We start from the raw sequence: 26,329 nt of genomic DNA, 5'->3' as shown, positions 1-26,329 counted from the left end.
AAGAGCGCCTCCTCACCATGAGGGGTTGGCTACTCAGTTCGCTGCAGTCAGGCGACGCGGCTCATCACCCGACGCACTTGTCTGCGCGATCAGACGCTTCAGCTCCGGAATGCAGGAGCCGCAATTGGTGCCGGCCTTGAGTTGCGCGCCGATCTCCGCAGGAGAGCCCGCGCCGGCGGCGATCGTGTCGCAGATCGTGGCGCGGCCGACGCCGAAGCAGGCGCAGACGATCGGACCGGCGTTGGCGAGGCCGTCCGCCGATTTGCCTGACAGCAGCATGCGCCGCTGTGCATCGCTGAGCGCATCAGCGGCGAACAGGCTTTTCACCGCATTCCAGTCGCCGGCATCATCGGCGGGACCGAGGAACAGGCAGGTTTCGATGCGGCCGGCGTTGAAGGAGGCGCCGCGGTAGATGCCGCCGCCGAAATCCTTGTATTCGGCAAGATCGCCTTCGGTGTTCATCCTGAGCCAGAGCTGCCAGCCGAGCAGGTCGGCATTGTCAGCGAACAAATAGCCGTGACCGCCATTGACCGCGACGCGCGCGACCCAGGCGTGCGCAGGCAATTGCAGCGGCTGGCGCGACAGCGCAAAGCCGCGGAACACATATTCGTAAGGAGCGATCGAAGCCGGCGTCGCCTTGTTCTCGGGCTGGCCGGAGAACGGATCGGTGAAGGGCGCGACCAGCGATCCAACGCGGGCGTCGGTCGCAGTGGCCTCGCTCCAATGGATCGGCGCGAACAGCATGCCGCGCTGCTGACGCTCGCTGACGACGACGCGCAGCGTGCATTGCCCATAATCGGTGGTGACGCGTGCAAAGCTGCCGTCGCTCACGCCATAGCGCAACGCATCATCGGGATGCACCTCGACGAACGGCTCCGGCAGATGCTGGCCGAGCCTCGGGCTCGCGCCGGTGCGCGTCATCGTGTGCCACTGATCGCGGATGCGGCCGGTGTTGAGCCGCAACGGCCGCGCCGGCGTCGTCTCGGTCCGCAGCGTCGGAATCTCCGGCGCGACGAACCGCGCCTTGCGATCGTTGGCGAAGAAGCCGCCTTCGGCGAAGAAGCGTGGCTGCGGCGACGCATGCTGCCGCATCGGCCATTGCACCGGCGCCATCGCGTCAAAAGCCTCGTCCGACAGCGACGTCAGCGCGCCGATGTCGAAATCCCTGATGCCGTTGTTCTCGAACGCCGAGAGCGCCGCGTGCTCGCGGAAGATATCCGCGGCGGACTTGAAGTCGAAGGCGGCGCCAAAACCGAGGCGCCTTGCGACCTCGCAAAGGATCCACCAGTCCGGCTGCGCTTCGCCCGGAGATTCCAGGAACGCGCGCTGGCGCGAGATGCGGCGCTCGGAATTGGTCACCGTGCCGGATTTCTCGCCCCAAGCCTGCGCGGGCAACAACACATGCGCGCCTACATCGACAGTGTCGTTGGAGCGAACATTCTCCGACACCACGAACAGTTCGAGCTTCCGCAATGCCTCACGCGCGGCATCGGCATCCGGCAGCGATACTGCCGGGTTGGTGCCCATCACCCACAACGCCTTGATCTCGCCGCGCCCGATCGCCTCGAACATCTGCACCGCCTTCAACCCCTCATGGGTGGCGATGCGCGGCGCCTTCCAGAATCTACGGACACGGTCAATGTCCGGAGGCGTGAAGGCCATGTGGGCGGCGAGTTGGTTGGCGAGCCCACCGACCTCGCGCCCGCCCATCGCGTTCGGCTGTCCGGTCAGCGAGAACGGCGACGCGCCGATCTTGCCGATGCGGCCCGTGGCGAGATGGCAGTTGAGGATGGCGTTGACCTTATCGGTGCCCTGCGCCGACTGGTTGACGCCTTGGGAATACAAGGTCACCACGCGCGGCGTGCTGGCAAACATCTTGAAGAACGTCGCAACGTCCTGCTCGGAGAGGCCGGTGGCGAGCGCGGTCGCGCCGACACTGCCGGCCATGCCGCGGGCGCGCGCCAGAGCCTCGTCGAAGCCGTTCGTGTAGCAGTCGATATAGGTGTGATCGAGCGCGCCACTATCCGCGAGATGCACCAGCAGGCCGCAGAACAGCGCGGTGTCGGTGCCGGGCTTCAGGCCGAGGAAGAGATCGGCATCTTCCGATGTATCGGTGCGGCGTGGATCGATCACCACGATGCGCGCGCCGCGCTGCTGCTTGTTGGCGAGCATGCGCTGGAACAGCACCGGATGGCACCAGGCGGCGTTGGAGCCGACCAGCACCAGGAGGTCGGCCTGCTCGAGATCCTCGTAACAGCCGGGCACGGTGTCGGCGCCGAAGGCGCGACGATGGCCGGCCACGGAGGACGACATGCACAGCCGCGAATTGGTGTCGACATTGGCGCTACCGATGAAACCCTTCATCAGTTTGTTGGCGACGTAGTAATCCTCGGTCAGCAACTGGCCGGAGAGATAGAATGCGACCGCGCCGGGGCCGTCGCGCGCGATGATGTGCTTGAAGCGATGCGCGACATGGTCGAGCGCGTCGCTCCAGGCGATGCGCTCCATCCCCTTGTCGCAGCGGATCATCGGATGGAGCAGCCGGTTCGCCAGCCCCAGCGTTTCGCCGAGCGCGGAGCCCTTCGAGCACAGGCGCCCGAAATTGGCGGGATGATCGGGATCGCCCGCGATCGCGGCGCCGCCCTTGCCGTCCGGCGTCGCCAGCACGCCGCAGCCGACGCCGCAATAGGCGCAGGTGGTCTTGACGGTGCGAAGCGCGGGATCGGCTGCGCTCATGCTGCCTCCGCCAGCGAACGGCCGAACATCATGTCGCCGCGGATCTTGGCAATAGGCCTCGCGCTGCGGATCAGGTCGAGATACCAGAGCGCATCTGACGTATCGCCGATCAGGACCGCGCCGGTCAGACGTCCGTCTGCAATCACGAGCTTCTTGTAGGTGCCGTGGTTAACGTCGCTGAACACGATGCTCTCGCTGCCCTCGGCGCCTATGAAATCGCCGGCGGAAAACACGCTGACACCGGACACTTTCAAATTGGTTGCCACGATGCTGCCGGCATAGGCGACATCCTGCCCGGCAAGATGCCGCGCCAGCACCCGCGCCTGCTCATAGGCCGGCTCGACCAGGCCGTAGCAGATACCCCGATGCTCGGCGCATTCGCCGATTGCGAACACGCCTTCCGCGCCGGTCTGTAAGCAATCGTCAACCACGATGCCACGATTGACGGCAATGCCGGCCTCCTTTGCCAGCGCGATGTTCGGCCGGATGCCGGCGGCGAAGATCACCCCGTCGGCCTTGATCAATCGTCCGTCTGCAAGCTCGACACCTTCGACACGGTTCTCGCCGTGGATGCGCGCGGTGCTGGCCTCGAGCAGGATCTCGATGCCTTTCTGCTCGACCAGTGATTTCAGGAGCGCGCCCGCCGGTGCATCGAGCTGGCGCTCCATCAATCGGTCCATCAGGTGCACCAGCGTCACTGGCGCCCCCGCTTTCGCCAGCCCATAGGCCGCCTCGAGCCCGAGTAGCCCGCCGCCGATCACGACCACGCGCGTCTTGCGCGCGGCGAACGCGAGCAACAGGTCGACGTCGCGGCTATCGCGGAACGTATGCACGCCGGCGAGCTCGGCGCCGGGCACGTTGAGCCGCAGCGCCGATGAGCCGGTGGTCAGGACCAGCTTCGAGAAGGTGATGCTCTCCTCGCCCTCGATCTTCAATTCGCGGCGGCCGACATCGATCTCGGTGGCGATGCAGCCATATTTCACCGTGACGCCACGGTCGCGCCACCATGATGCCGGCTGCAGCTCGATATCCTCCGAGGTGGTCTCGCCGGCAAGAACGGAGGACAGCAGCACGCGGTTATAGGCGAGCCGCGGTTCGCTGCCGATCACCGCGATGGCGTAGCGCCCGAGCGCCACCTTCGACAATTCGTCGACCAGGCGCGCGGCCGCCATCCCGTTGCCGACAATGACCAGCGGTTCGCTCACAGCGCTTCCTCTATTCGGCGGCCTGAGGGCTGCCGTAGGCTTCCGAAATCATGTAGCCGGACAGCGTGCCGTAGGCAGCGGTCCAGGCAGCGGCCACTTCGGGCGTCCAGGCTTCGCCGAGGCCCTTCTGCAGCGTCCACAACAACGCATCGCCGACAACGGGATAGTGCTCCGCCTTGGTCCCGTAGCTCACATGCCGCTTGGCGAGTGCGCTTGCGGCGGGCAGCACGGATTGCAGATTGCTGAGCCCATTCACCACCACGGCGAGGACCGCCATCAGTTTCTTGCGCTGTTCGGTCATGTCGTCCGGAAACATCGCCCTCACGGTCGGTGCGACCTCGAACAAGCGATCATAGAAGAGGATCGCGGCCTGCTCGGAAATCGGCGCGACCTTCGAAAAACTCTCTTGCACGAGCTTGACTTGCTCCGGTGTCATGCTTTCTCTCCATCTCCACGCGTCGTGCGCGGGCTTGACCTACGCATCCATCCCAGAAAATCTTCCGCCTTCGATGGATTGCCGCGTCATTTTTGCGAAGACGCGCTGCGCGCTCTAGCCCGGCAATAACGACTGCCGGCTACGCCGCTTCCACGAAGCGATGCCGCTCGTAAAGGAATTCGAGCACCCGCTGCCGGCACTTGAGGTAGCCAGAGTTGGTGGCAAGCTCGAGCCGCTTGCGCGGGCGCGCCAGCGGCACCTCCAGCACTTCACCGATCCGTGCGCTCGGACCGTTGGTCATCATTACAATGCGGTCCGACAACAGCACCGCCTCGTCGACGTCATGAGTGATCATCAAAATGGTGTTGCCGAGCTTCTGGTGCAGGGCCATCACGGAATCTTGCAGATGCGCGCGGGTCAGCGCATCGAGCGCGCCGAAGGGCTCGTCGAGCAAGAGCACCTTCGGCTCCATCGCGAGCGCCCGCGCAATGCCGACGCGCTGCTTCATGCCGCCTGAGATCTCGTTCGGCCGCTTGTCCTTGGCGTGCGCCATCTGCACGAGGTTCAGATTGTGCATCACCCAGGCGTCGCGCTCGGCCCGCGTCTTGGTCTTCGAAAACACCTTGTCGACGCCGAGCTTGACGTTCTCATAGACCGTGAGCCACGGCAGCAGGCTGTGGTTCTGGAACACGACCGCGCGATCCGGGCCCGGCGAGTTGACCTCGCGGTTCTCGAGCAGCACGCCGCCATGGGTGGCACCGGTGAGCCCGGCCACGATGTTGAGCAGCGTGGACTTGCCGCAGCCGGAATGGCCGATGATCGAGACGTACTCGCCCTTCTCGATCGTCAGGTTGATGTCCTTCAACACTTCGGTAGTGGCATTGCCGCGCGTGAAGATCTTGTCGATATGGTCGAGCTTCAGATAGGCCTGCATGACACGTCCCCTCAGTTCACGGCGGTGCCGCGGGTCACGATCTTCGCGACGCCCGCAATCAGGCGGTCGAGCACGAAGCCGATGATGCCGACATAGAACAGCGCCAGGATGATTTCGCTGATGTGCGAGGAATTCCAGGCGTCCCAGATAAAGAAGCCGATGCCGACGCCGCCGATCAGCATTTCGGCCGCGACGATGGCCAGCCAGGATAGGCCGATGCCGATACGAAGGCCGGTGAACATGTAGGGAGCAGCCGCCGGGATCATGATCTTGGCGAAGAACTCGAGCGGGTTGAGCTGCACCACCGCGGCGACGTTGCGGTAATCCTGCGGGATATTGCGGATGCCGACGGCGGTGTTGATTATGATCGGCCACACCGAGGTGATGAAGATCACGAAGATCGCCGACGGATGGCCGTCGCGGAAGGCCGCAAGCGACAGCGGCAACCAGGCGAGCGGCGGGATGGTGCGCAGCACCTGGAACAAGGGATCAAGTCCGCGCATCGCCCAGACCGATTGACCGACCAGCGTGCCGAGCGCGACGCCGATGATTGCGGCAAGCGAATAGCCATAGGCGACGCGCTGCAGGCTCGCCGACAGATGCCAGAACAGGCCCTTGTCGATGCCGCCATGATCGAAGAACGGATCGAAGATCAGTTCCTTGGTATCGCTGAACACACGCGAGGGCGGCGGCAGCGTCGAGCCGGCGCGCCGGCAGATCAGCTCCCAAACCACGAGCAGGAACGCGACGACGATCAGCGGCGGCACCACGCGCACCGCGGCCTCCTTCGCCATCTTGGCGTATTTCTCGGACTGCGGCGCACGCTTCGGCGTCATGGTCACGACCGGCGCAGCCGTAACCGGAAGTGCCGTCGATGCGGCGTCGGTTTTCAGTGCAGGCATAGACATCGAAAATCTCTCTCCGTGCTCAGGTGCCGGGCGACGCGCAGATGCGCGCCGCTTTGCGCGGATCAGACGTCAACACGCTTGATGGACAGCGACTTCAGATAGGCCGACGGATTCTCGGGATCGAACACCTTGCCGTCGAAGAACGTCTCCTTGCCGCGCGAGGTTGAGGTCGGAATTTCGGACGCGGGCACGCCGAGATCCTTCGCAGCCGCGCGCCAAATGTCCTCGCGGTTGACCTTGGCGATCAGCCCCTTGGTGTCGAAGCCCGCCTCGAACTTGCCCCAGCGGATATCTTCGGTGAGGAACCAGAGATCGTGGCTCTGGAACGGATAGGACGCAAAGTCGCGCCAGTACTTCATGATGTGCGGCGAGTTCTCGACCACCTTGCCGGTGCCGTAGTCGAACTTGCCGGCGCTGCGGTCATAGACGTCCTCGACCGGGCAGTTGATCCACTGTCGCTTGGCCATGATCGCGGCCAGCTCCTGCTTGTTCTCGGCCTTGTCGGCCCATTGCTGGGCTTCCATCACGGCCATGGTGATGGCCTTCGCCGCGTTCGGATATTTGTCGACCCAGGCGGCGCGCATCGCGAACGACTTCTCCGGATGCTTGTTCCAGATTTCGCCGGTGTTGACGGCGGTGTAGCCGATGCCCTGGTGAACGAGTTGCAGATTCCAGGGCTCGCCGACGCAGAAGCAATCCATGGTGCCGACCTTCATGTTGGCGACCATCTGCGGCGGCGGCACCACGATCGTCTCGATGTCCTTGTCGGGATCGATGCCGCCCGCGGCGAGCCAATAGCGGATCCAGAGATCGTGGGTACCGCCGGGGAAGGTCATCGCGGCCTTCACCGCCTTTCCGCTCGCCTTCTTCTTGTCCAGCGCCGCCTTGAACGGCGAGGCGTCGGTCGAAAGCTTGAGGTCGGCATATTCCTTGGCAACCGAGATGCACTGCGCATCGAGGTTGAGCCGCGCCAGGATGTACATCGGTGTCGGCTGGTTGTTCTGCGTCACCTTGCCGGCGGAGATCAGGTAAGGCATCGGGGTGAGGATATGCGCGCCGTCGATGCCGTTGCCTTCCGAGCCGAGCACGAGATTGTCGCGCGTCGTGCCCCACGAAGCCTGCTTCTGCACGTCGACATCGGGCATACCGTGTTTGGCGAAGATGCCCTTGTCCTTGGCCACGAACAGCGGACCGGCGTCGCTGAGCGCGATGAAGCCGAGCTTGGCGCCCTTCACTTCAGGGCCTGCGCCTTGCGCGAACGCGCCGGCCGGGAAATTCAGTTTCGCCGCCGCCAGCAATGCGGCCGTTCCGCTTGCCGCCTTCAAAAGCTGGCGGCGGCTGACGCCATGGCGGGAGGTCTCTTTGGTCGGCTTCGTCATGCGTGCAAATGTCCTTTGCGTCTGAATGCCCGTCCGCTTGTGGCACTGCCCCGAAGCGCACGGGGTCGCGTGCTGGGGAGGCCCCAGTCTGGCGGTGTCACAATTCGGATGATTGGTTTCGAGGGACGGCTTCAATGGCGTCGCAAGCTAGCTATTCAAGCTTCGTGCCAAGCCGCGTGTTGGAAAAATTCTAAGGAATGTAACGGGTTGGGAGTCGCACCGCTCCGCGCGTCTCGCTCGGTTCCGCCGCCAAATTTTGCGATTCGCTCAATCTTTGTGCGCCGCACAAAAAATGAGCAGGCCCTGCTTGAGCAGTAGCCCGGGTGAAGCGCAGCGCAACCCGGGGACCCCTGCGCGCGTGGTCAGCAGCAATCCCGGGTTACGCTGCGCTTCACCCGGGCTACCGCCGCCTACGCGTCTTCGCCGACCTTCTCGGCCTTCACGCCGAGCGGTGCCGGCGGCGCGCCCTCGCCCGGCTTGATGCGGAAGTCGTAGGTCATCAAATGCCACGGCTCGCTCGTCTTGGTGCCGTCGGGCATGACAGGATCGGTGCGCTTTTCTATCTTCGCGACCAGCTCGTCCTTGACGCCGAACACCACGTCGGAGGCGAGATATTTGTCGCCTTCCATGAAGACGTGGGTGATCAGCGGCTCATAGCCCTTCGCCGCGACCAGGAAATGGATGTGCGCCGGGCGCATCGGATGACGCCGCGTTTGCATGATCATCTCGCCGACCGGGCCGTCGGTCGGGATCGGATAGCTGCAGGGCAGGATGGTGCGGAAATGGAAACGGCCGTCACCGCCGGTGATGAAGCGCGCCCGCGACGACGGGCCCTGCGTCGCATAGCTCGGCTTCTGTGAATCGTAGAAGCCATCGTCGTCGGCATGCCAGACGTCGACCGGTGCGCCGGCGACCGGCTTGCCGTCGAGATCGGTGACGCGCGCCTGCACGTAGAGCCGCTCGCCGGGCAGCGTCGCCGAGATATCGGTGCCGTCAGGCGTCACCTTGTGCTCGCCGACATAGAACGGACCGAGCACCGTGGTCTCGGTGGCGCCATCGCGGTCGCGATGGTTGACGGCATCGACCAGCATGGAGACGCCAAGCACGTCGGAGAGCAGGATGAACTCCTGGCGGATATCGGTGCATTTGTGACCGGTGCGGGTCAGGAAATCGATCGCATATTCCCATTCCTCGAAGGTGAGGTCGGTGCGGCCGACATAATCGTGCAGCGACTTCACCAATTCCTGAAGCAGGAATTTGGCCCGCGGATTCGGCGTTTCCTCGAAGCTCTGGATGACGGCGGCGGTCAGCTCGGTGTCATTGAATTGCGGCATTGCTTCCATCCCTGCGAATTGGTTTCGCTTGGCTTCAGCCTACACGACGACCCACGACGGTGTAAGCGCCAGGTGATTGGAACGCAGGACACTTTTCGGCTATCAAGGCCTGCCCCAAAACCGGAGAAGAGCGATGTTAGCCCCCACCCCCGCTTCCCCCGAATCCGCCGGCATGTCGCAAGCGGCGCTGGACCGGCTCGAGGACCACCTGAAGCGGCGCTACATCGAGGCCGGGCGGTTTCCGGGCACGCAGCTTCTGGTCTACCGCCGCGGCAAGATCGTGCATTCGACTGTGCAAGGCTTTGCCGATGTCGAGCGCAAGGTGCCGGTCAAGGACGACACCATCTTCCGCATCTATTCCATGACCAAGCCGATCACCTCGGTCGCCTTCATGATGCTGGTTGAGCAAGGCCTCGTGGCACTCGACGAGCCCGTCCATAAATACATCCCGGAATGGAAGAACCTCGGCGTGTTCCAGGCCGGCACCGCGCCGGCGTTCCTGACCAAGCCGCCGTCGCGGCCGATGCTGATCGTCGACCTCCTGCGGCACACCTCGGGGCTGACTTACGGCTTCCAGCAGCGCTCCAATGTCGATGCAGCCTATCGCGAGAACAAGATCGGCGAGGTCGTCAAGGCCGGGACGCTCGACACCATGATCGAGGATCTCGCCAAGATCCCGCTCGAATTCTCACCGGGCGAGGCCTGGAATTATTCTGTCGCCACCGACGTGATCGGCTATCTCGTCGGCAAGATCAGCGGCATCCCGTTCGAGCAATTCCTGAAGGAGCGTATCTTCATCCCGCTCGGCATGAACGACACCGATTTCTTCGTGCCAGCAGACAAGGCGCATCGCCTGGCGGCCTGCTATTCCGCCGACCCGCAAGGCGGCATGACGTTCCATGCCGCCGACCGCAAGGGCGGGCTGACGCTGCAGGATGACCCGGCCACCAGCTCGTTCCTGTCGCCGCCCTCGCTGATATCAGGCGGCGGCGGATTGTGCTCGACGGCCGCCGACTATCTCACCTTCTGCCGCGCGCTGCTCAATGGCGGCGAGGTCGGCGGCGTGCGGCTGATCGGACCGAAGACCTTGAAGCTGATGACGTCGAACCATCTGCCCGGCGGCGTCGACCTGCCGGCCCTGTCGCGCTCGCTGTTCTCGGAAGCGGCCTATAACGGCATCGGCTTTGGCCTCGGCTTCGCCGTGACCATGAACCCGGCGCAGACGCTGATTGCCGGCAGCCCCGGCGAATACAATTGGGGCGGCGCCGCAACCACGTCGTTCTGGATCGACCCGGCGGAAGAATTGATCACGATCTTCATGACGCAGGTGCTCCCCTCCAGCGCCTACCCGCTGCGGCGCGAGCTGCGCACCATGGTGTACGCCGCGATCACCGACAGCAACCTTTGACCCTCTTTGTTCCGCGGCGCATCGCGTGAAGCGCCGCGGAACTTCGACAGCTTTCGAACCGTCGCGACGCGTGCTTGGCATGCAAGTTGCTACGCATGGGCAAAACCCATGGGAGCAGACCATGTCGAGCATCACAGCCGCAGCAGCTACCGAAACCCGCAAGCCGCTCTACACATCCCTCTTCGTCCAGGTGCTTGCCGCGCTGCTGCTCGGCATCGCGCTCGGCGTGATCGCCCCCGACTTCGCGATCGGGCTGAAGATCTTCAGCGACGCCTTCCTCAAGCTGATCTCGATGATCGTGGCACCGATCGTGTTCTGCGTGGTCGTGCACGGCATTGCCGGCGCCGGCGACCTGAAGAAAGTCGGTCGCGTCGGCGTCAAGGCGCTGATCTATTTCGAGGCGATGACGACGATCGCGCTGGTCGTCGGCCTCCTGCTGGCCTATCTGTTCGGGCCCGGCCATGGCATGAACATCGATACCTCGACGCTCGATGCCAAGGCGCTCAACACCTATGCCGACAACGCCCACAAGCTGCAGGGCGGCGGCATCGGCGCTTTCCTCCTGAACATCATTCCGACCACCTCCTTCGATGCGCTGGCGCGCAACGACGTGCTGCAGGTCTTGTTCTTCGCGGTGATCTTCGGCGTCAGCCTGGCGCTGGTCGGCGGCGAAAAGGGCGAGAAGGTCACCTCCATGATCGACGCTGTCTCGGCGGTGCTGTTCCGCGCGATGGGGCTGATCGTGCGCGCCGCCCCGCTCGGCGTGCTCGGCGCGGTGGCCTATACGGTCGGCAAATACGGCGTCGGCTCGCTCAAGCAACTGGTCTCGCTGGTCGCGCTGTTCTACATCTCGGTTGCGATCTTCGTGTTCGGCGTGCTCGGCGGCGTCATGGCCCTGGCCGGCATCAATATCCTCAAATTCCTGGCCTACCTTCGCGAGGAATTGACCATCGTGCTGGCGACTGCGTCGTCCGACGCGGTGCTGCCGCAGATCATGCGCAAGCTGGAGCGGTTGGGCGTCAAGGACTCCGTCGTCGGGCTGGTGATCCCGACCGGCTATTCGTTCAACCTCGACGCCTTTTCGATCTATCTCACGCTGGCGGTGGTGTTCATCGCGCAGGCCACCAACACGCCGCTGTCGTTCGGCGATCTGTTGCTGGTGCTCGGCGTCTCCCTGATCACTTCAAAGGGCGCGCATGGCGTGCCGGGCTCGGCGATCGTGATCCTGGCGGCGACGCTGAATGCGGTGCCGACCATTCCCGCCATCGGCCTCGTGCTGGTGCTGTCGGTCGACTGGTTCATTGGCATGGCCCGCGCCGTCGGCAACCTGATCGGCAACTGCGTTGCGACAGTCGTGGTAGCCGCGTGGGAAGGCGATCTCGACCGCGAAAAGGCCACGCGGGTGCTCGACGGCGACGAGCTGGTCGACGTGACGGCGGGGTGAGGTGAATCGTAGCCCGGATGGAGCGCAGCGCAATCCGGGGCGCCACGCGATCTGGCTAGGCCCCGGATTGCGCTGCGCTCCATCCGGGCTACGCGCAAACGGGCGCTATTTGACCAGTTTCAGATACGGCGGCAGCGGCTTGCCGGAGACCGACCTCACTTCCTGCGGCGGCCGCTCCTCCGGAGTCATCAGGTCGCACAGCGCCTTGAGCTCGGCGTCGGTCACCTGATGCAGCTCCATCCTGAGTTCGAGGATGGCCAGCGACAGCAAACGCGCCGTTTCCGGACTTGCCTTGTCCGTGAGGAAGTCCCTGCACTCCTCAAGCGTCGCAAGCAGCGAGAGCAACCGTTCTTCGGTATGGACAACCGGCATTTCTTCCGCTCCCGAACTTGCGAGATAGATCCGCGGCGTTTCATTTCTTCGCTTCATGAGCCTCTCCACAAAGGTCTGCGGGTGGTCGGGCGCGTGAATGGACAGATGATCCAGAAATTTTGCGAAATTGTCCAGCGGGTGATTGGTGCTCTGTTTTCCTTCTAATGCGCCTAACGCGCGGGAGGGATGCGCCACGCGGCTATGTCCGCTGTCATTTTTTGGCGAAATCCAGAGCCGTTGAGGTCCCGTACAAGTACGGGGTGTAGAACCACGCATGCAGAGGCCGGTAGTAAGCATGCGTTCAAAATCTGTGTCGATCCAACCCGTAGTAGTTGTGGTTTGTCCAATATTTTGCCAAATACACAGTGCGGGATATCGCAAGTTATCTCGGGCGTTGACGACTTTAGGTAGTCTGACGGCGCCGGTATCTGGATACTTCCAAAGCGCGCGGCGTTTGGCTACCATTCGACAGTCTGCTTGGAGTACCGTGGTTCGCGAGACGAACTCACGATCCGGACAAAGTTAACGCGGAAGTATGGACGAATCCCTGACCAATCTGCGCAGGGCCTCCCGATTTGAAGGACGGGTAACCAGAATGAACAGATCAGCAGCAAAGAAGATGAAGCAACGCAGTGCCGGCAAGCCCGACATTGAGTTGGGCAAACGGATTCGCCTGCGGCGTGTGGAGCAAAAGATCTCGCAAGCGGAGCTGGGCGAAAAGCTCGGCGTCAGCTTCCAGCAGGTCCAGAAGTACGAGAAGGGCGTGAACCGTGTCGGCGCTGCTCGCCTTCAGCAGATCGCTGCCGCGCTCGACGTGCCTGTCACGTTCTTCTACGACGGCGACAACAAGTCGCGCGAGGTCGAAAGCCTCCTCTTCCTGGACAGCGCTTTCAGCCTGAGGTTGCTGCGAGCCTACAGCAAGATCAAGGACCAGACGGTTCAACGTCAACTGGTGTCCTTGATGGAATCGATCGCCGCGAACGAAGGCTGAGCCGTCGGCCCTTCTCCGTTTCGTGGCGCGGACCGCATCGATCCGCGCAAGCGCGTCGAACCGTGGCAAAACGCTGCACCGGGCTATGCGTTGGTTCGGATCGAGGCTTTGCTGAAGCGCTGCCATCGCGATGGCGGCGCTTTTTGCATTTGGCCCTTTCGCAGAAGCGCGTCCGTTCCAGCATCGATGCCGAGAGCGACAATCGGTCGCGCGACCGTCGGGCCCCTCTTCTCGCGGGTTCGAAGTTACAACAGCGCCAGCACGGCCTTGGCGATGTCGGCGGTGCCGTTGCCGCCGCCGATCTCGATCGGTTTGATGCCGCCGGCATAGGCCTTGTCGACGGCGCGCTCGATCCGTTCACCGGCTTCCGCCGCGCTCTCCAGCCCATGCTTGTCGGCAAGCCAGTCCAGCATCATCGCGACCGACAGGATCATCGCAGTCTGATTGGCCTTGCCCTGCCCCATGATATCGGGCGCAGTGCCGTGGCAGGGCTGAAACACCGCGTAGCGGTCGCCGATGTCGGCTGACGGCGCCATGCCCATACCGCCGATCAGTCCGGCAGCAAGGTCGGAGAGGATGTCGCCGAACATGTTCTCCGTCACCATGACGTCGAAATCCCACGGACGCTTCACCATGAGCGCCGAGCAGGCATCGATATAAAGGTGATCGGCCCTGACATCCGGATGCCGCTTTGCGGTCTCGTCGAAGATGCCGCGGAAGAATGCAAGGGCCTTGAACACATTCGCCTTGTCGACGCAGGTCAGCCCGCCGCCAACGCGGCCGCGCGCCTTGCGGCGTTCGGCGAGGCGGAACGAGAACTCGAACAGGCGCTCGGAGGTCCTGCGCGTGATCAGCATGGTCTCGCGCGCCTCATCCTCGGTGACGACGCCCTTGCCCATCGAGGCGAACAGGCCTTCGGTCGATTCCCTGATCACGACGAAGTCGATGCCGCGCTGCTCCGCGCCGACGATCGGGCTTGGCACCCCCGGAATCAGCCGCGCCGGCCGCACGCCGGCATAGAGATCGAAATGGAAGCGCAACTCGATCTGCGGCGCGATCTCGGTGTTGTCGGGGTAGCGCACCGACGGCAGGCCGCAGGCTCCTAACAGGATCGCATCCGCCTCCTCGCACAGCCTCACCGTCGATTCCGGCAGCGAGACGCCGGTCTCTCTGTAGTGGTTGGCGCCCGCGGGTGCCTCGGTGAAGCGGAATCGAAGCTCCGTCGCCGCCTCGATCTTGCGCAACACTTCGAGTGCCGGCGCCATCACCTCCGGACCGATGCCGTCGCCGCCGAGCACTGCGATATGGAGGGCGTTGTTTGCGGACATGGGATTCCCCCATTCGAAACAATGAAGGTTTTTGAACTCGTCATCGCCGGGCCTGTCCCGGCCATCCACGTTCTTACCGCTGAACGACCATAAGACGTGGATGCCCGGGACAAGCCCGGGCATGACGGCGGAGTATGGTGGCGGCTTACGGCGTCAGCACGGCGCGGCCGACCAGCTTGCCCTTCTGCAATTCGAGCAGGGAGTCATAGGCCTTGGCGAGCGGCACAGGAGTCACCGGGATCGGCGCAATCTTCTTGGTCCGGACCAGGTCGAGCAGTTCCTGCGTCTCGCGGAGGTTGCCGACATAGCTGCCCTGGATCGTGATCGCCTTGATCGGGATCAGCGGCAGCGCGAAGGTTGCGCCACCGCCGAACAAGCCGACGATCACGAGCTTGCCGCCCTTGGCCAGGCAGTCGAAGCCGAGCTGCGTGGTCTGGGCGTTGCCGACCAGGTCGATCACCGCGCGGATCGGGCCGCCCGCCTTCTTCGCCAATTGCTCCAGCGCATCGCCCGCCCCGCCGTCGACAGTGCCGAGCGCGCCGGCGGCTTCCGCCGCCTCGCGCTTGCGCGCGTCGATGTCGACAACGATCGCCCCCTTGCCACCCATCGCCTTCAGCAGCGACAGCGCCATCAGGCCGAGGCCGCCGGCGCCGATGATCACGATCGGCGAATCGAAGGCGAACTCGACCTTCTTCAGTGCGCTGTAGGTGGTCACGCCCGAGCAGGCATAGGGCGCGGCGGTGACGGGATCGAGCCCTTTGAGGTTGAGCAGGTACTTTGGATGCGGCACCAGCATGTGATCGGCGTAGCCGCCGTCGCAATAGACGCCGAGCGAGTTCGGCTTGACCGCACACATATTCTCGTCGCCGGCGAGGCAAGTCGGGCATTTGCCGCAGCCGAGCCAGGGATAAACCAGCGCCACGTCGCCGGCCTTGAGGCCACCGGTGTCTCCCGGCTTCACGTCCGGCCCGAACGCCGCCACCTCGCCGACGGTCTCATGCCCCATCGTGCGCGGCAGCGAGACGCCGCGATCCTTCAGCGACAGCGGCTTGCGCCCGTGGCCGAGATCGTAGCCGCCTTCCCAGATATGCAGATCGCTGTGGCAGATGCCGGCCGCCTTCACCTTGATCAGCACCTGCGTCCCGGTCGGCTCCGGCGTCGGCTGGTCGACTTCCTTCAAGGGGGCGTTGAACTCGGCAACCTGGAAACTCTTCATCTTTATTCTCCCAACATTCTTTGTTGTTACGGCAACATTGCCACGTCTGCCGACGCGAGACAAACCTCGGCGGGCGACGATCAGCCTTGCCGGCTGTTAGCCTGCGAATGCGGCAATCTCCGCGTCGGACAGGCCCGCCTCCTTGAGATAGGCGCGGGTGTGCTCGCCGAGCGTCGACACTCGCTTTACGGCCGCAACCTTCGCGCCGGACATCCGGAACGGCAGGTTGACCACCTTGAAGGTCCCGCCGCCGTCCTCGACCTCGGCCAGAGCGCCGCGATGCGCGAGCTGCGGATCGGCCAGCGCTTGCTCCACCGTGCGATAGGCGGATGAGGGCACGCCCTCCTCATTGAGCGCGGCGAGGCATTGTTCTGTCGTCACCCGGCGCGACCAATCCTCCACGCCATCCATCAGGGCCGCCCAATTTTCCCGGCGGTCGGAATATTTGGCGAATCGTGGATCGCTCACCCATTCGGGACGACCGATCACCTGCATCAAGCTCTGGAACGTCTTCTCGCTGGCGATCGCGACCATGACGTAGCCGTCGGAGGTCTCAACAGGGCCGAACATCGGCCGCGCCGTTGGCTGCACCTTGAACTGCGCCCACTGCACCTCGTTCAAGGTCAGGCTCAGCATCGCTTCGAGCATGGAGACGTCGATGTGCTGGCCCTCCCCGGTGCTGTGCCGCTGATGCAGCGCCGCTCCGATCGCGCCAAACGCATAGACGCCGCTCAGCACGTCGGCGATGTAGATACCGCAATAGTCGGGCCTGCTCCGCCCGGCCTGGTAGGCCAGATGCGCCATGTCGTAGCCGGAGGCGGCATGGATGACCGGAGCATAGGCCGGCAGGCCAGCCGACGGCCCGGTCTGGCCGTAGCCGGAGATCGAGCAATAGATCAGCCGCGGGTTGAGCCCGCGCAGGCTGGCGTAATCGAGCTTCAAGCGCTGCATCACGCCGGGGCGGAAATTCTCGACCAAGATGTCGGCGGTCGCGACGAGGCGGCGTACCACCTCCACCCCTTCCGCCGACTTCAAGTCGAGCGTCAGGCTCTTCTTGCCGACATTGAGCTGGCCGAACGCGGTCGAGCAAAGCTTACGCATCGGTGGGCGGGTACGCATCATCTCGCCTTCAGCAGGCTCGATCTTGATGACTTCCGCTCCGAGGTCGGCAAGCATGCGCGTGCAATGAGGGCCGGCGATCGTCGTCGAAAAATCAAGCACACGAAGGCCGCCCAGGCTCTTTGTCAAATAGCCCTCATCGTTCTCGACTATCGTCATTCGCAAAGCTCCCTCGGGCCGTACCTTTTATCGGCGCGGCGTGAACCTAGAGCATGATCCGGAAAAGTGGAAACCGGTTTTCCCTCGCGACAAACGCGAAGCGCTTGCGCGGGGACCATGCTCAAACAAGAAGGTGGAGCGGCTTCTGCAGGGAAGCGTCTGAACCAGACCGGACTGGGCGGGCCCGTTGATTTTCGTCAAAGGAAAACTGGAACCATTTTTGCATAGTCGTTTACAGGTTGGAGCGAGGCGCTTTTTTGAGGGTCTTATTCATCACCACTGAAATGGACGATTTCGTCCGCGTCGGCGGCCTTGCTGCTGTTTCCGCCGCCCTTCCCAGAGCCCTGCGTCCCCTGAGCGATGTCCGGATCATGCTCCCCGGATATCGGGACGTGGTCGAGCAACTCACTCATATTGAAATCGTTGGCGAATGCGCGCCGCTCGCGGAGATGCCCGCATGCTCGATCGGCCGCGCCTCGACCCGCGACGGCATGCCGGTCTACGTCGTGCTGTGCCCACAGCTCTATGACCGTCCGGGCAACCCTTACGGCGACGAGAGCGGACGCGACTGGCCGGACAACGACATCCGCTTCGGGCGATTCGCGTCGGCCGCGGCAGAACTCGCCGCAGGCAGTCTGGACAAGAATTGGGCAGCCGACCTCGTCCACGCCAATGACTGGCAGGCCGCGCTGGCGCCGGCCTATCTGGCCTGGCGCGGCGCGCGCATCCCCTCGATCCTGACCATCCACAATCTCGCGTATCAGGGACTCTTCCCGAAAGACTCGTTGCGGCGGATTGGCGCGCCGGAAAGCTCCTTCCACATCGACGGGCTCGAGTTCTACGACAAGCTGTCCTTCCTCAAGGGCGGCATCGTCTATGCTTCGCATCTGACGACCGTCAGCGCGACCTATGCCAAGGAGATCACGACGCCAGAGCTCGGCTGCGGGCTCGAGGGCCTGCTGCGCATCCGCTCCGACGCCGCGCAGCTCACCGGAATCCTCAACGGCATCGACGAGAGCTGGGACCCGCGCTTTGACGCCAAGCTCGCGCAGCAGTTCGGTGTCGGCGACTGGGCCGGCAAGCAGGCCAATGCGGATTACGTCCGCAAGCAGTTTGGCCTTGCCGTCTCCCGCGGCCCGATGTTCGGCCTGGTCGCCCGCCTGGTGCACCAGAAGGGCGTCGATCTGGTGCTGTCTGCGGCCGATAAGATCGTCGCGGCCGGCGGGCAGATCGTCGTCACCGGCTCCGGCGAGCCGGGAATCGAGCAGGCCCTGGTGGAAGCACACCGGCGGCGGCCGGACGCGATCGGGGTCGCGATCGGCTTCAACGACGCCCAGGCGCGAAGGATCTTTGCCGGCAGCGATTTCACGCTGATGCCGTCGCGCTTCGAGCCCTGCGGCCTGAGCCAGATGTATGCGCAGCGCTTCGGCTCACTGCCGATCGGCCACCAGACCGGCGGGCTGGCCGAGACCATCCAGGACGGCGAGACTGGATTTCTGTTCGCGCAGCCATCGGCGGAATCCTTCCTCGGCGGCGTGCACCGCGCGTTCGAGGCGTTCGTCGCCAAGGACCGGCTCGACGCCATGCGCCGCAGCGCCATGGCGCGGAGCTTTAGCTGGAGCATCTCGGCCGCCTTGTACGGCGCGCTCTATCGCAAGCTGGCGCTGCCGCAGGCGTAGAGCCGTAGTCCGGGTGGAGCGCAGCACAACCCGGAACCGCTGGTGGATGTTGATGCAGGCGCCCCGGGTTACGCTACGCTTCACCCGGGCTATGGGGACTCACGCCGGCGCCGTTCGTCGCGTCTCGGGCATGATCAAGAGGATCATCAGGAGGCCGAGCGAGGCGATGCCCGCGAGGCCCAGGAACGCGATATTGCTGCCGAACTTGTCGCTGACATAGCCGGCGAGCACCGTGCTCAGCGATGCGCCGATTCCGACCGCGGTGCCGATGATGCCCTGCGCCAGGTTGAAATGCCCGCTGCCGAAGGCGACGTCCGCCACGATCAAGGGCACCATGACGCTGAATACCGCCGCGGTAATGCCGTCGAAGATCTGCACGGCCACCAGCAGATAGGGATCGTGCACAGTCGCAAACAGCACGCCGCGGATCACGAGCGCGCCGAAGGCGAGCAGGAGCAGCGGCCGCCGGCCCCAGGCCTGCGCCTTGCGTCCGACCGAAGGCGAGGCGAGCGCCACGATCGCCTGCGGCACGATGATGCAGGCCGCGATCAGCACCGGCGCCCACTGGCTGGATCGCATCGTCACCACGCCCGCCATCAGCGGCAGCATCGCCGCGTTCGCGAGTTGGAACAGCAGCATGCTGACGGCGAAGATCAGCAATGCCCGCTTGCTGCACAGCGCGAACACGCTGGTCGCTTTCTTGTCGGGCACCTCGCGGACAACAGCGCCATGGGCTTGCGCGATATCGATCTCCTTCTCGCGAATCCGCGACAGCGCGATCAAGGTCGGTATCGCGAGGATGAAGGTGACCAGGAACACGGAACGGCTCGAGATCAGATACCCGGCGGCGCCCATCAGCGCCGCCGCCGAGCCGTTGCCGAGCGAGGCGAAGCGGGCATTGCGCCCGAGCCGCTCGCTGATCGCATATGGCCCCACCAAGCCGAGGCTGATCGCCGCGATCGCCGGCCCTAGCACGCAGCTTGCGAGCGCGTGCAGGGTTGCTGCCGCCACCACGATCGGGAAGATCGGCCACACCGCATAGGCCAGCGCGGCGCAACCGATGGTCGCGACCGCGAGCCCGGCGACCATTTTTTCGGAGCGCGCCGCATCGACGATGGCGCCGCCCGGCATCTGCCCCAGCAACGCAATGATGCCGCCGATCGAGAGCACGAAGCCGATCTCGACCTGGGTCCATTTCTGCGTGGTCAGATAGACCGCCACGAACGGGCCGAACCCGGTCTGCACATCGGCCAGGAAAAAGATGAACCAGTCTAAACCGCGCTGGCTCTGGGATGAAGGCTTGCGCGACGGCTCGGGTGCCGGCAACTCCGGAACCAGTGGCGCACCGTGATCGTCCGCCGTCGACCGCCTGCGATCGCCGCCAATCCTGTCCGCTAAAGAGGAGGGACGAGCGATCAATGTATCTCCGACTTTAATGGTCATATTGCCATGGACGCAAACTGCCGGCAGCGCCGAGCACGATGAGAGGCGTATCCTCCTTGTATTCCGGCGCCGCGCTCACCTGCTCCTTGTTCAGTTCGAGCGTGATACTGTCGCTCTTGTTGGCGACCTGGCCGAAATGCAGTGCGTTCCAGTCAACGACGATCTTGCGGCTGCCGACACCGAGGAAGCCGCCGAAGTCGATCACAGCGGCGCGCACGGTGCCTTCGCGATCGACGATCACGTCGACAATTCGTCCCATGTCCTCATTGGCGGCGCTGCGCACGTCGCGTCCGAGAATGCCATGCGCATCCCTGGCACCGATCACCGTCACCGAGGGTGGAGGCGCCGGTTCCTTTTGCGCAGCCGGGGGTTTGGCCGGCGCCGGTGCCGCCGGATCATCGGCCGCTTGGGCGGCCGCAATTGCGGCAAAGACCGCGGCAATAATTGTCATCGCCATGTTCGCCCACATCGGGGGCCTCCAATCCAGGAATAAAGCTAAACATTCTGGCCGACATTCAATGCGTCAGCACGATCGACACCTGGATTTGACCGCGTGTACGCAGCACTTCCAGCGATACTTCGCCATCATGGCGGCGGACTCGCAGATCGACGCTGGAGGCGCCGAGCTGCAGGTCGCGCAGGATCGCCTCATTTAGGAATTCCGGCAAGCGCGGATCGCGCAGCCTGATCTCGCCGCGCGCGGCGTCGAATTCGAGCCCCAGCGCCGCCTCCACCAGCGTGAAGGGGGTCGCACTCGCCCAAGCCTGCGGCGCACAGGCTACCGGATAGAGCACCGGTCCGCGCCGCCTTTCGCGCTGGAACCCACAGAACAGTTCGGGCAAACGCCGGAGATCCATGTAGCTGGCGGCGTCGAACAGCCCCTTGAACAGGTGCGCCACTGAGTGTTTCAGCCCGTAGCGCGCGAAGCCGAGCGCGATCAGCGCATTGTCGTGCGGCCAGATCGAGCCATCGTGATAGGACATCGGGTTGTAACGGACCTCGTTCCTGCCGACCGTGCGGATGCCCCAGCCCGAGAAGAAGCTCTGGCTCATCAGGTCGGCTGCGACCAGCCGCGCGCGGTCTTCGCGCACGATGCCGGTGAACAGGAGCTGGCCGGCATTCGAGGTCCGCACCCGGCAGGGTTCCTTCTTGCCGTCGAGCGCCAGCGCATAGGTTCCGAGTTCCTCGCACCAGAAGGCGTCCTCGAAGCGCTGGCGCAGCGTCTCGGCCTCTTCGTCGAGCTTCTCTGCCCTGTCGGCATAGCCGAGCCGGCGCGCCACCCTGGCCAGCAGCCGCTTGGCCGCGAACACATAGCCCTGCACTTCACAGAGCGCGATGTAGCCCTCCGCGAGCCTGCCGTCGGCATGGAAGATGGCGTCGTAGGAGTCCTTCCAGCCCTGGTTGGCGAGGCCCTGCTCCGTCGCGCGCTGATATTCGATGAAACCGTCGCCATCGGGATCGCCGGGGCCGTCGATCCATTGCAGCGCCGCCTCGATCGAGGGCCAGAGTTCCGCAAGCGTCGCTTCGTCTCCGGTGCGCTCGAAATAATGGCCGGCCAGCAGCACGAACAGCGGCGTCGAATCGACGCTGCCGTAATATTGCGCGAACGGCACCTCGCGCAGCGCCGCCATCTCGCCGCCGCGCATCTCATGCAGGATCTTTCCGGGCTCGGCATCGGAAAGCGGATCGACGCTCTTGGCCTGGAAGAACGCAAGCCGCTTCAAGACGCCTTTGGCGATGCGCGGATCGATCCACAGCATCTGCAACGCGGTGATCAATCCATCGCGGCCGAACGTCGTGGAGTACCAGGGGATGCCGGCATAGGGATAGCGGCCCTGCGGCGTCTCCGTCATCAGCATGTTGAGGTCGGCCATTGCCTGGCACAGCACCTCGTTGAAGATGTTGTTCGAGGTCTCGATGCTGGCTGCACCAGCCGTCGAGCGCCGCATCTCACGGCGGTGCGCGAGCAGCCCGCGAAAGAACGGCACCGGCTTGTGCATGACCGGCTTGTTGCAGGACACCGCGATGAACAGCGAGGTGACCGCCTTGGGCTCCAGTTCGAAATGATAGGTCGCGGCATTGACCGCGAGCCGCGTCGGCTTGGGATCGAAATGCAGCGCCGTGATCCGTGACTGTTCGTCCAGTCCGACATATTCGAGCACGACGTCGGTCGGGCCGAGCAACCTGCTCGAGCCTACGCCACGCCGGGGCCGGCGCTCGCCGCGCACTTCGAACAGATCAGCAAAATCATTGTCGAACAGCAAGGTGAGATCGAAGCTCGCCAGCCGATCGCCGTGATTTTGCAGACCGATGCGCTGATAGGCGGTGCCGCGCCAGAGGAAGATCGAGCGCACGATGTGCAGCGTGTCCTTCTGCAGCATCAGCCGGCCGCCCCGATAGACGTCGGAATTGGTGAGATCGACAGTCAGCGCCGAGTTGTCGTCGCGCAGATTCGAGCCGAGCAACAGCGGCTGCACGTCGTCGAGCACCATTTCCAGCCGCGCGAGATAGCGCGTATCGGCGTTGAACAGGCCGTCGGGTCCGCCGGCGGAAGCGCCGATGTCGCCATGGCTGTCGAGCACGATGAACGTGTCGTCATGCTTAAGCGACCGCCGCGGCCTCGCGGCGGGACCGGTCATCGGAATGTAGAAGGGCGATTCCGCGATTTGCTCGACGACACGCACGGTCGAAATCTGCGTAACGATCTCCGCTGCCATTTAGACCTCGAGCGCCTCTCTCTCGGGTTTGCGATGGACGCTGACTATACGCAACTATTGTGGATCAGGCAGCCTGGCTGGCGAGGCGGCCCATTTCGCGCACCACCAGTTCGCGGTATGGCCCCCTGCCCTGCACGAGGATATCGGGCGGCCCGTCCTCGACGATGCGGCCGCCCTGCAGCACGACCACACGATCGAAGCTGCGCAGCGTGGCCAGGCGATGGGCGATCGCGACCACGGTGCGCCCGCGCATCAGGCGCGACAGCGCTTCACGTATGGCCTCCTCGGACTCGCTGTCAAGCGCCGCGGTCGCTTCATCGAGCAGAAGGATCGGCGCGTCTTTCAGGAACGCACGGGCGATTGCGATGCGCTGGCGCTGCCCGCCCGACACCTTGACGCCCCGGTCGCCGACGATGGTATCCATACCCTCCGGTAAATTCTCGATGAAGTCGCAGCGCGCTGCGATCGCCGCGCGGAGCACCTCGTCGTCGGTCGCGTTCGGCCGTCCGTAGCGGATGTTTTCCATGATCGAGCGGTGGAACAGCGAGATGTCCTGCGGCACCACCGAGATCGCCTCGCGCAGGCTCTGCTGCGTGACCCGCGCAATATCCTGGCCGTCGATGGTGATGCTGCCGCGCTCCACGTCGTAGAAGCGCTGCAGCAGCGTGAACAGCGTCGATTTGCCGCCGCCGGATTGCCCGACCAGCCCGACCCGTTGACCGGGCTGGATACGCAGGTTGAACTTGTCGAACACCTGCATGCCGCCGGGGTATTGGAACGAGATGTTATTGAAGGCGATCGCAGCCCCGCTCTTGATCAACGCCTCGGCCTCCGGGTGATCCTTCAGTTCATGCGGGGTCAGCAGCGTCGCGAGCGCCTCCATCAGGCGGGCGACATGCTGGGTGGCATCGACCAGCGCCACGGCCAGATCGCGCGTCGCGCTCAGGATGCAGATCCCGAGCGTGCAGACCAGCACGACGTCGCCGGTGGTGGCGGCGCCCTGCTGCCAAAGGTTGACCGCCCACGCTAGCATGCAGATGGTGAGGACCACCGTCACCGCCGCATGAGTGAGCCGCAGCTTTTCGAGGTAGCGCAGGCTGCGGCCCCGGGCGGTCAGTTCCCGGTCCACGGTCGCGTCGAACCGGGCGTGCTCGAAGCTCAATCCGCAGAACGCCCGCACCAGCGGCATGTTGTTGATGACGTCGACCATCTCGCCATCCACGGCGGCCGCCTTGTCGGCATAATCATCGTGCAGCGGCCGGCCGGCGGCTGCCATGCGGAACATCGCGAACACCATGGTTCCCGCAATGACGATCAGCACCGCCGACATGGTCAGGCTTACGGTCCCGATCAGTGCGATCGCGGCGAAGGTCGCAACACACGGCGGCAGCACGTTCCAGACAAACATGTTCTCGACCGTATAGACCGCGTTCGAGGTCGCGGTGATCCGGCTGGTCAACATGCCTGGCAGGCGATCGGTAAAGTAGCTCGGCGCATGACCGGTGAGGTGGCGGAACAGGTCGCGCCTAAGATCGCCGGTGACGCCGACGAAAGCGTAGCTCGCGATCCAGCTTGCGATCCGCCACAGAAAATTATCTGCCGCGATCAGTGACATGAGCAGAACGAATGCCAGCCATACGCCGCCGGCCTGAGCCGGACCGCCCGATAGGCTGTCGACGAGGTTCTTCACCCCGTACTGCGTGCCTACGGAGCAGGCAACCGCACCGAGAACACACCCCAATATTACGGCGTGTGATGCGGGCCGCCGCCGCAGATAGCGCAGCACAAAAGGAAAGGGGCGGTGCGCGTATCCTGAAAGATTGTCCATGTGCGCCTGCAAACCTGTTGAGCAGCAAGGTGAATTTCTTAGTGAACCGCCCCGCACACGATTCCGTGAGGGACAGTGATCGATGTTTCGTACCGCGAAGCCATCACTGCGCAACAATTCTGCAGCACCGATAGTTGCGAAAATTTGTTCGCGGCAAATGGCATCAGCAAGACCACACTGTGAAGGAAGAAAGAACGACCCACACAGCAAAGGAACTTCGCACGTGCGGGAACGTTCCCGTTACGGCATGCCGGTGCCGGACAAATGGGGTTGGGCTTGATTATCCCACATCACACAGAGGAGACGAAAGCATGCGCATCGCGCAGGTTGCGCCACTGACGGAGGCTGTTCCCCCGAAGCTCTATGGCGGGACGGAACGGGTCGTGCACTGGCTGACTGAAGAACTGGTCACGCTAGGCCACGACGTTACCCTGTTTGCCAGTGGGGACTCGCAGACCTCGGGCAAGCTGGAGGCGACCTGGCCGAAAGCATTGCGGCTGGATGGATCGGTCCGCGATCCCAACGCGCTGCACATGGTGCTGCTCGAGCGCGTCCGACAGAAATGCGATCAGGAGGAGTTCGACTTCCTCCACTTCCATCTGGATTATTATCCGTGGTCGCTGTTCCAGCGGCAGCCGACGCCGTTCGTGACCACTCTGCACGGCCGGCTGGACCTTCCCGAGCACCAACCGGTGTTCGATACGTTCCCGGAGGTGCCGGTGATCTCGATCTCCAACGCCCAGCGCCGTCCGGTGCCACAGGCGAATTGGGTGAAGACGATCCATCACGGCCTGCCGGAGAACCTGCTGACGCCGCAGGCGGTCAACCCGTCCTATCTGGCGGTGCTCGGCCGCATCGCGCCGGAAAAGGGGGTCGACCGCGCCATCAAGATCGCGATGCGCTGCGGCATCCCCTTGAAAATGGCGGCAAAGGTCGACCGCGCCGACCAGGAATATTACGAGGCGGTCATCCGTCCGCTGATCGTGGACAACCCCCTGGTAGATTTCATCGGCGAAATCAGCGACCGCGAGAAGCCGGAGTTCCTGAGCGGCGCCATCGCCCTGTTGCTGCCGATCGACTGGCCGGAGCCGTTCGGCCTAGTGATGATCGAGGCCATGGCCTGCGGCACGCCGGTCATCGCCTTCAACCGCGGCTCGGTGCCGGAGATCATCGAGGATGGCCTGACCGGCTTCATCGTCGAGGATGAGACCAGCGCCGTCGGCGCGGTCGGCCGGCTTCCGGCGCTGAGCCGGCAGACGATCCGTAAGCGGTTCGAGACCCGCTTCACCGCGCGCCGCATGGCGCTCGACTATCTCAACTGTTATCGTGACCTGATGGAAGCGGCCGAGCCGCGCATCAAGCTGGTCGCAAGCGCGGAGTGAGGGAAGAGCGGAGATGCCGTAGGGTGAGCAAAGCGTAGCCTGCCCACCATTACGAGCGAACACTTGGTGGTGGGCACGGCGCTAACGCGCCTTGCCCACCCTACGAGACTGTGAATCTTTTTATATCGGGCGCGTGGCAGCTGTGATTCTCTTCGCGGATTGATTTGCAGGAGGGGGATGATGGCTGGTGACGAGTTGTTTGGAGAGCTGCCGGAACAAGCGGAGCCACGGGCCGAAGCAGTGCGGCGCGGTGCGCCGCGGCTGCGCGAGCCGGTGCGCGACCAGGTCGAACTGCGAGCGGTCGATATCGA

Annotated in this window: 20 protein-coding genes; 5 read left to right on the top strand and 15 right to left on the bottom strand. The window is 64.0% G+C overall.

What is annotated here, in order from left to right; translation table 11 throughout:
* Positions 1-33 precede the first annotated feature (33 nt).
* The 7 genes from YY7_RS51215 to YY7_RS0109770 all read right to left on the bottom strand — a co-directional run bounded on the left by YY7_RS51215 (position 34) and on the right by YY7_RS0109770 (position 8,932).
* Positions 34-2,736, bottom strand: coding sequence for a nitrate reductase (locus YY7_RS51215; RefSeq protein WP_035689733.1), 2,703 nt, complete (start codon positions 2,734-2,736; stop codon positions 34-36).
* Positions 2,733-3,941 (bottom strand): NAD(P)/FAD-dependent oxidoreductase, encoded by a 1,209-nt coding sequence (locus YY7_RS51210; protein ID WP_080663646.1) that lies wholly within the window; start codon positions 3,939-3,941, stop codon positions 2,733-2,735. The genes YY7_RS51215 and YY7_RS51210 overlap by 4 nt, the downstream gene beginning before the upstream one ends.
* Before the next feature lie 10 nt (positions 3,942-3,951).
* Entirely contained in the window at positions 3,952-4,377 is a 426-nt protein-coding gene (locus YY7_RS0109790; protein ID WP_028163077.1) for a globin family protein, read from the bottom strand.
* 139 nt (positions 4,378-4,516) lie between these two features.
* Positions 4,517-5,311, bottom strand: a complete 795-nt coding sequence (locus YY7_RS0109785) for an ABC transporter ATP-binding protein (protein WP_028163076.1) — start codon at positions 5,309-5,311, stop codon at positions 4,517-4,519.
* 11 nt (positions 5,312-5,322) lie between these two features.
* Positions 5,323-6,219, bottom strand: coding sequence for a nitrate ABC transporter permease (gene ntrB, locus YY7_RS0109780; RefSeq protein WP_028163075.1), 897 nt, complete (start codon positions 6,217-6,219; stop codon positions 5,323-5,325).
* Between the two features lie 62 nt (positions 6,220-6,281).
* The gene (locus tag YY7_RS0109775; protein ID WP_028163074.1) at positions 6,282-7,598 is read right to left on the bottom strand and encodes a CmpA/NrtA family ABC transporter substrate-binding protein; all 1,317 of its coding nucleotides are present in this window, start codon (positions 7,596-7,598) and stop codon (positions 6,282-6,284) included.
* Positions 7,599-8,008: 410 nt separating this feature from the next.
* Positions 8,009-8,932, bottom strand: a complete 924-nt coding sequence (locus tag YY7_RS0109770; protein WP_028163073.1) for an intradiol ring-cleavage dioxygenase — start codon at positions 8,930-8,932, stop codon at positions 8,009-8,011.
* Positions 8,933-9,065: 133 nt separating this feature from the next.
* Between YY7_RS0109770 and YY7_RS0109765 the strand changes: the two genes are divergently transcribed.
* Positions 9,066-10,340 carry a serine hydrolase domain-containing protein gene (locus YY7_RS0109765; RefSeq protein WP_028163072.1) on the top strand — a complete coding sequence of 425 codons (1,275 nt, stop codon included), beginning with the start codon at positions 9,066-9,068 and terminating at the stop codon, positions 10,338-10,340.
* A gap of 121 nt (positions 10,341-10,461) precedes the next feature.
* A complete protein-coding gene (locus YY7_RS0109760) occupies positions 10,462-11,784 on the top strand; it encodes a dicarboxylate/amino acid:cation symporter (RefSeq protein WP_028163071.1) in 1,323 nt (440 codons plus the stop codon).
* 105 nt (positions 11,785-11,889) lie between these two features.
* Here YY7_RS0109760 and YY7_RS60180 read toward each other — a convergent pair whose 3' ends face one another.
* Positions 11,890-12,621 carry a hypothetical protein gene (locus YY7_RS60180; RefSeq protein WP_155255111.1) on the bottom strand — a complete coding sequence of 244 codons (732 nt, stop codon included), beginning with the start codon at positions 12,619-12,621 and terminating at the stop codon, positions 11,890-11,892.
* Between the two features lie 130 nt (positions 12,622-12,751).
* Here YY7_RS60180 and YY7_RS0109750 point away from each other — a divergent pair, with 130 nt between their 5' ends.
* Positions 12,752-13,147, top strand: a complete 396-nt coding sequence (locus YY7_RS0109750) for a helix-turn-helix domain-containing protein (RefSeq protein WP_130222530.1) — start codon at positions 12,752-12,754, stop codon at positions 13,145-13,147.
* Positions 13,148-13,392: 245 nt separating this feature from the next.
* Here YY7_RS0109750 and YY7_RS0109745 read toward each other — a convergent pair whose 3' ends face one another.
* The 3 genes from YY7_RS0109745 to YY7_RS0109735 all read right to left on the bottom strand — a co-directional run bounded on the left by YY7_RS0109745 (position 13,393) and on the right by YY7_RS0109735 (position 16,969).
* On the bottom strand, positions 13,393-14,475 hold the full coding sequence (locus YY7_RS0109745) for an isocitrate/isopropylmalate dehydrogenase family protein (RefSeq protein WP_028163068.1): 1,083 nt from the start codon (positions 14,473-14,475) through the stop codon (positions 13,393-13,395).
* 145 nt (positions 14,476-14,620) lie between these two features.
* A complete protein-coding gene (locus YY7_RS0109740) occupies positions 14,621-15,691 on the bottom strand; it encodes an alcohol dehydrogenase (RefSeq protein WP_028163067.1) in 1,071 nt (356 codons plus the stop codon).
* Between the two features lie 96 nt (positions 15,692-15,787).
* Positions 15,788-16,969 carry a CaiB/BaiF CoA transferase family protein gene (locus YY7_RS0109735; protein WP_028163066.1) on the bottom strand — a complete coding sequence of 394 codons (1,182 nt, stop codon included), beginning with the start codon at positions 16,967-16,969 and terminating at the stop codon, positions 15,788-15,790.
* A 257-nt stretch (positions 16,970-17,226) separates the two neighbouring features.
* Between YY7_RS0109735 and glgA the strand changes: the two genes are divergently transcribed.
* Positions 17,227-18,648 (top strand): glycogen synthase GlgA, encoded by a 1,422-nt coding sequence (gene glgA / locus YY7_RS0109730; protein WP_035689769.1) that lies wholly within the window; start codon positions 17,227-17,229, stop codon positions 18,646-18,648.
* Positions 18,649-18,747: 99 nt separating this feature from the next.
* On the opposite strand, the gene YY7_RS0109725 is transcribed toward glgA, so the two are convergent.
* The 4 genes from YY7_RS0109725 to YY7_RS0109710 all read right to left on the bottom strand — a co-directional run bounded on the left by YY7_RS0109725 (position 18,748) and on the right by YY7_RS0109710 (position 24,636).
* Positions 18,748-20,067: an MFS transporter gene (locus YY7_RS0109725; RefSeq protein ID WP_028163064.1), complete on the bottom strand. Its 1,320-nt coding sequence runs from the start codon at positions 20,065-20,067 to the stop codon at positions 18,748-18,750.
* A gap of 13 nt (positions 20,068-20,080) precedes the next feature.
* On the bottom strand, positions 20,081-20,560 hold the full coding sequence (locus YY7_RS0109720) for a PRC-barrel domain-containing protein (protein ID WP_245287233.1): 480 nt from the start codon (positions 20,558-20,560) through the stop codon (positions 20,081-20,083).
* A gap of 46 nt (positions 20,561-20,606) precedes the next feature.
* Positions 20,607-22,808 (bottom strand): amylo-alpha-1,6-glucosidase, encoded by a 2,202-nt coding sequence (locus tag YY7_RS0109715; RefSeq protein ID WP_028163062.1) that lies wholly within the window; start codon positions 22,806-22,808, stop codon positions 20,607-20,609.
* 64 nt (positions 22,809-22,872) lie between these two features.
* A complete protein-coding gene (locus YY7_RS0109710) occupies positions 22,873-24,636 on the bottom strand; it encodes an ABC transporter ATP-binding protein (RefSeq protein WP_028163061.1) in 1,764 nt (587 codons plus the stop codon).
* A gap of 311 nt (positions 24,637-24,947) precedes the next feature.
* On the opposite strand from YY7_RS0109710, the gene YY7_RS0109700 reads away from it, so the two are divergent.
* Positions 24,948-26,018 carry a glycosyltransferase family 4 protein gene (locus YY7_RS0109700; protein ID WP_028163060.1) on the top strand — a complete coding sequence of 357 codons (1,071 nt, stop codon included), beginning with the start codon at positions 24,948-24,950 and terminating at the stop codon, positions 26,016-26,018.
* The last annotated feature ends 311 nt before the right edge of the window (positions 26,019-26,329 follow it).

The organism is Bradyrhizobium elkanii WSM2783 (assembly GCF_000472865.1).
Classification (GTDB): Bacteria; Pseudomonadota; Alphaproteobacteria; order Rhizobiales; family Xanthobacteraceae; genus Bradyrhizobium; species Bradyrhizobium elkanii_A.
The sequence above is the reverse complement of the archived record's forward strand: the minus strand, read 5'-3'. Positions and strand labels throughout refer to the sequence as shown.